Consider the following 3,397-nt stretch of genomic DNA (forward strand, 5'->3'; position numbering starts at 1 on the left):
TTCCTGAATTTTCTTAGTGAAAAAATAAGGCAAACCCCTTACAATTTCATTGTAATAAAAGGTTTGCCTAAAGTGCCCAGAACAAGACTCGAACTTGCACAGGTGTGACCCCGCTAGGACCTGAACCCAATTTTAGGGTCTGTAGCACCATGAGTGAATCTGCATAAAACCCTATGACAAAAACTTTTACTATGTTTTGCTATGCACAGCAATGACACTAAATGTAGTTTTATTGTGCCCACAACTGTGTACAGTAAAAATATACATCGTCTGCACAATCTGAGCAAGAAAAAATTAAGGGTACTGCGTTTTTTAGTAATGTCGTATACTACTGAAACGGATTTGTCAGAAGAGGTGGAAATGGTAAAGTTTCGGATGTACGATGCAACCCATAAATTACTGGATGATCTTGGTCTTGAATATCAATATAGTGTAAAGAGACGTGGGGTAGGGCTAATACATCAGAACCGATTCTGTATGCTAGATGGTACAGATATACTGGAATTACACATCGAAGAAGTTACCGGTAATGTACAGATCAAGGACAAACAAGGGATTCAGGACTATCCTTCCTTGGATCTGAAAGATCTGCATCTGATGATAATCAACATTGGGAACACCCTTACTCCCAAGGTCCCCTTCTTCTATATCAGGGTCCTGGCAGGAATGCACGTCCTGCATCATTCCGAGCACAAACAATGAGGGCCCCGGAAATATCCGGGAACCCTCTTTAAGTAGAACCAAGTTGCAAAGTGATATTATTACAATTTGCTAAAGATTGTAAACATCCATGATATCAACTACATATTTCTCCAAACCACCGGGGGAATCCCCTCCCCAGGCATAATCCTCAAGGTCCAGTGCATACATGGCCAGGGCGTTGTAGTTGCGTAGCATTGAATCAGGAATGACCGTGCCCTGGGGGATGGTCACCTGCTCCAACAAAGGCCTGGGTGGCCGAACCATCTCGAAGGATGGCGGCTCGATTCCTGGGCTCACCGGCTTGATGCTACTGCAGCTACCGAACAGCATTGCGAGCATTGAACAGATCATTAATACCGTCAACAATCTGCTGCTGCTCTTCCCTTTTCTCATCAGGATCCTCCTTCTGCGAGCTCTCGGCGATTTTCTGATCCACCATATCCTTCTGCTCCTTCCGTTCCTTCTGGCCAGCGAGGATATCATCCTTGGCCTTTGCCGCAGTCTCCCCGATCTTCAGCCTCAGCTCTGCGCTCTGCGCCCGCTGCTCGGCTTTCTCAGCCATGGACTGGGCTTTCCTCAGCTTTCGCTGGAAGAGCGCCCACAGGCCCGCCAACAACACGGCTCCTACCGCGCCGATCACCCCGATGAGTTCATTCATCCAACACCCCCATATCCGTTTCTGCCACCCCGTACTCCTTGAGCTTTGCTTTCCCGAACAGGCCAATGGCTTTGCAAATTCTCTTGATGGCCTTCTGGTCGATGAACCACTGCAGCAGGAATATTCCGATCGCATACCCGGGGAACGTCCATGGCAATCCGGGGAAACCCAGGCCGAAAGCGAATGAAGCAGTAAGGGTCACTGAGAGCAGGGCCGCTACCAGTATGATCTCCCGCTTTCCTGCTTTGTCGTCGCGCAGCCATTTCTTGTACGACTCCATCCCAAATCCGATGACCAGCACCAATGCAGCGATGACCGCTGCTGCCACTTTCCAATCCATGATCACTCCTCATTGCCGTCGGCCTTGTAACCGGCCACGGCGCACTCGCGAAAATAATCTTCCATGATTTTGTCCTGGACCTCGCTCTCTCCGTTGATTGCATTCTTCCTGAAAGCATCGAAGATCACCTGGTCGTTCTTCAGCGCGATGTCCATCCCCTTGGCGATCCGGTTCACTTGCCGGTAGAGGCTGGCAATCGCAGAGCGCAGCTTGGCCAGCTCATCATCCTTCCTCCACCTGCGCGAAAGCAGTGCGTTGGCCAAGGTGACCGAACCGGTGATGACGGCCACCCATATCACATCACTCACCGCTTCCTCCCATCAGGAGGTACTCCTGGAAACTCATCACCCCGTCCATAACGGCTTTCAATCCGTCCAGGTCCTTGCCGATGCATGCTTGGGGAAGGTCCCGAAGATATTCCCGGTACATGACGGCCTGCAGCCTGGCATCCTCGTTGCCGTCGGCCAGGGCGTTCTGGATCCGGATGTCGTTCTCCGAGAATGCAGATTCTCTCCAAACCCGTATTCTTTCCTGGGCGATCCGGGCCGCCTTGTCATTGTTTATCCTGAGCATCCTCGATCTCCTCGAACGTATTGAATCGTGAACCGTATCCGTCTGGCGGTCCCCAGTCCTCGGGTACCTCCCAGGCGTTGCGGAAGGTCCGGTCAGTCGGAATCTCCGCTTCACCGACCAGCCAGAAAGGATATCCTTCGGGAACATCCTTCAGTGCTATCGTTTCTAGAGAATGATCCCTCAACGCTTCCAAGGTTGGTCGGGTCACATAAACGAATCCTGTTGTGTCTGTATGTACGATCAGCATACGGTCTCCTCCTTACGCGAACACGATGATGCTGAAAAGCGACCCACCGAGTTCATATTGAGCTCCTGAGTACCCATACCCGACCCGCACTGAGGTGGTGGTCCTGGTGGGTGAAAACTCCATAGCATGGAAATTTGAATAGCCGCCCGCGGTATCCCTTCCATACAGGAGTGACACGGCGTAATAGATGTTCGGCATCGGTGATGCAAAATTGATGAAGGCCTCACCCACGCCCGCATCCGTGATGGATGACATATTCTTCTGCTCACGGAATTGAAGGGAGTTCCCGCTGAAGGTCCCCCAAGCCCTGCATGCATACCCGGACATGCCTCCGAGGTTGAGGCTCTCCCCGATCAGGTTCCTGCCGATGATGTTCAGGAATCTGGTGATGTTGCCGATCGAGTAGGTATCGGGTTCCCTGGCATTGATGTTCATGGTATCGGCACCAGCCACCGATGCGATGACGGCGAAGGAGCCCGATGCATTGTAGTACCCGGATGTCCCCGGGTCGGAATCGGGAAGGGAGAAGTTGATCGAGCCGTTCTCATGAAAGACGGTCATTGCCGTGGCAGATGTCTTCATCACTCCGATGACCTGGTATGACTGGCCGTTGTAGACCAGTGTCCCGGAAGCCGTCTTCAGCTCGTTGACCGGGTAGGAGGACACCCCGTCCATGAATGATGAGGCCTTGGCGTAATTGCAGACGGGGTTGTATCCAGAAAGTGCAAGCTGGTTGCTGAAGATCCCCATACCGACCAGCTCATAGGTGGAGTCCGTAAAGGCGAGCAACAGTCCTTTCCCTGAAAACGCCGACAATGCAGTAAGGTTCCCCGATCCGGTAATGTTGCTGTACTGCCAGCCCTGGTCGCTGTCATAG

At 51.9% G+C, this 3,397-nt stretch carries 8 protein-coding genes; 1 reads left to right on the top strand and 7 read right to left on the bottom strand.

The features are described from left to right. Positions 1-477: 477 nt before the first annotated feature. On the top strand, positions 478-702 hold the full coding sequence (locus tag AB7C91_RS13625; protein WP_428592380.1) for a hypothetical protein: 225 nt from the start codon (positions 478-480) through the stop codon (positions 700-702). Positions 703-771: 69 nt separating this feature from the next. Here AB7C91_RS13625 and AB7C91_RS13630 read toward each other — a convergent pair whose 3' ends face one another. The 7 genes from AB7C91_RS13630 to AB7C91_RS13660 form a co-directional block, all read right to left on the bottom strand. Then, positions 772-1,041, bottom strand: a complete 270-nt coding sequence (locus AB7C91_RS13630; protein ID WP_428592383.1) for a hypothetical protein — start codon at positions 1,039-1,041, stop codon at positions 772-774. Beyond that, positions 1,019-1,360 (bottom strand): hypothetical protein, encoded by a 342-nt coding sequence (locus AB7C91_RS13635; protein WP_428592386.1) that lies wholly within the window; start codon positions 1,358-1,360, stop codon positions 1,019-1,021. Before AB7C91_RS13635 ends, AB7C91_RS13630 begins: the two co-directional genes overlap by 23 nt. After that, positions 1,353-1,700, bottom strand: coding sequence for a hypothetical protein (locus AB7C91_RS13640; RefSeq protein ID WP_428592389.1), 348 nt, complete (start codon positions 1,698-1,700; stop codon positions 1,353-1,355). Before AB7C91_RS13640 ends, AB7C91_RS13635 begins: the two co-directional genes overlap by 8 nt. Positions 1,701-1,702: 2 nt before the next feature. Further along, positions 1,703-2,008, bottom strand: coding sequence for a hypothetical protein (locus AB7C91_RS13645; protein WP_428592392.1), 306 nt, complete (start codon positions 2,006-2,008; stop codon positions 1,703-1,705). Continuing rightward, complete coding sequence (locus AB7C91_RS13650; protein WP_428592395.1) at positions 2,001-2,273, bottom strand: hypothetical protein; 273 nt, start codon at positions 2,271-2,273, stop codon at positions 2,001-2,003. Before AB7C91_RS13650 ends, AB7C91_RS13645 begins: the two co-directional genes overlap by 8 nt. Then, on the bottom strand, positions 2,254-2,520 hold the full coding sequence (locus tag AB7C91_RS13655; RefSeq protein WP_428592397.1) for a hypothetical protein: 267 nt from the start codon (positions 2,518-2,520) through the stop codon (positions 2,254-2,256). The genes AB7C91_RS13650 and AB7C91_RS13655 overlap by 20 nt, the downstream gene beginning before the upstream one ends. A gap of 12 nt (positions 2,521-2,532) precedes the next feature. Then, positions 2,533-3,397 (bottom strand): hypothetical protein (locus AB7C91_RS13660; protein ID WP_428592401.1); only part of this gene is annotated, 865 nt, incomplete at its 5' end.

The sequence above is a fragment of the Sphaerochaeta sp. genome (assembly GCF_050256055.1).
GTDB lineage: Bacteria > Spirochaetota > Spirochaetia > Sphaerochaetales > Sphaerochaetaceae > Sphaerochaeta.

What these genes read in the sequence shown, in the direction of transcription:
- AB7C91_RS13625 (WP_428592380.1), top strand. Translation starts at nt 478, where the DNA reads ATGCTAGATGGTACAGATATACTGGAATTACACATCGAAGAAGTTACC.
- AB7C91_RS13630 (WP_428592383.1), bottom strand. Translation starts at nt 1,041, where the DNA reads ATGCTCGCAATGCTGTTCGGTAGCTGCAGTAGCATCAAGCCGGTGAGC.
- AB7C91_RS13635 (WP_428592386.1), bottom strand. Translation starts at nt 1,360, where the DNA reads ATGAATGAACTCATCGGGGTGATCGGCGCGGTAGGAGCCGTGTTGTTG.
- AB7C91_RS13640 (WP_428592389.1), bottom strand. Translation starts at nt 1,700, where the DNA reads ATGGATTGGAAAGTGGCAGCAGCGGTCATCGCTGCATTGGTGCTGGTC.
- AB7C91_RS13650 (WP_428592395.1), bottom strand. Translation starts at nt 2,273, where the DNA reads ATGCTCAGGATAAACAATGACAAGGCGGCCCGGATCGCCCAGGAAAGA.
- AB7C91_RS13655 (WP_428592397.1), bottom strand. Translation starts at nt 2,520, where the DNA reads ATGCTGATCGTACATACAGACACAACAGGATTCGTTTATGTGACCCGA.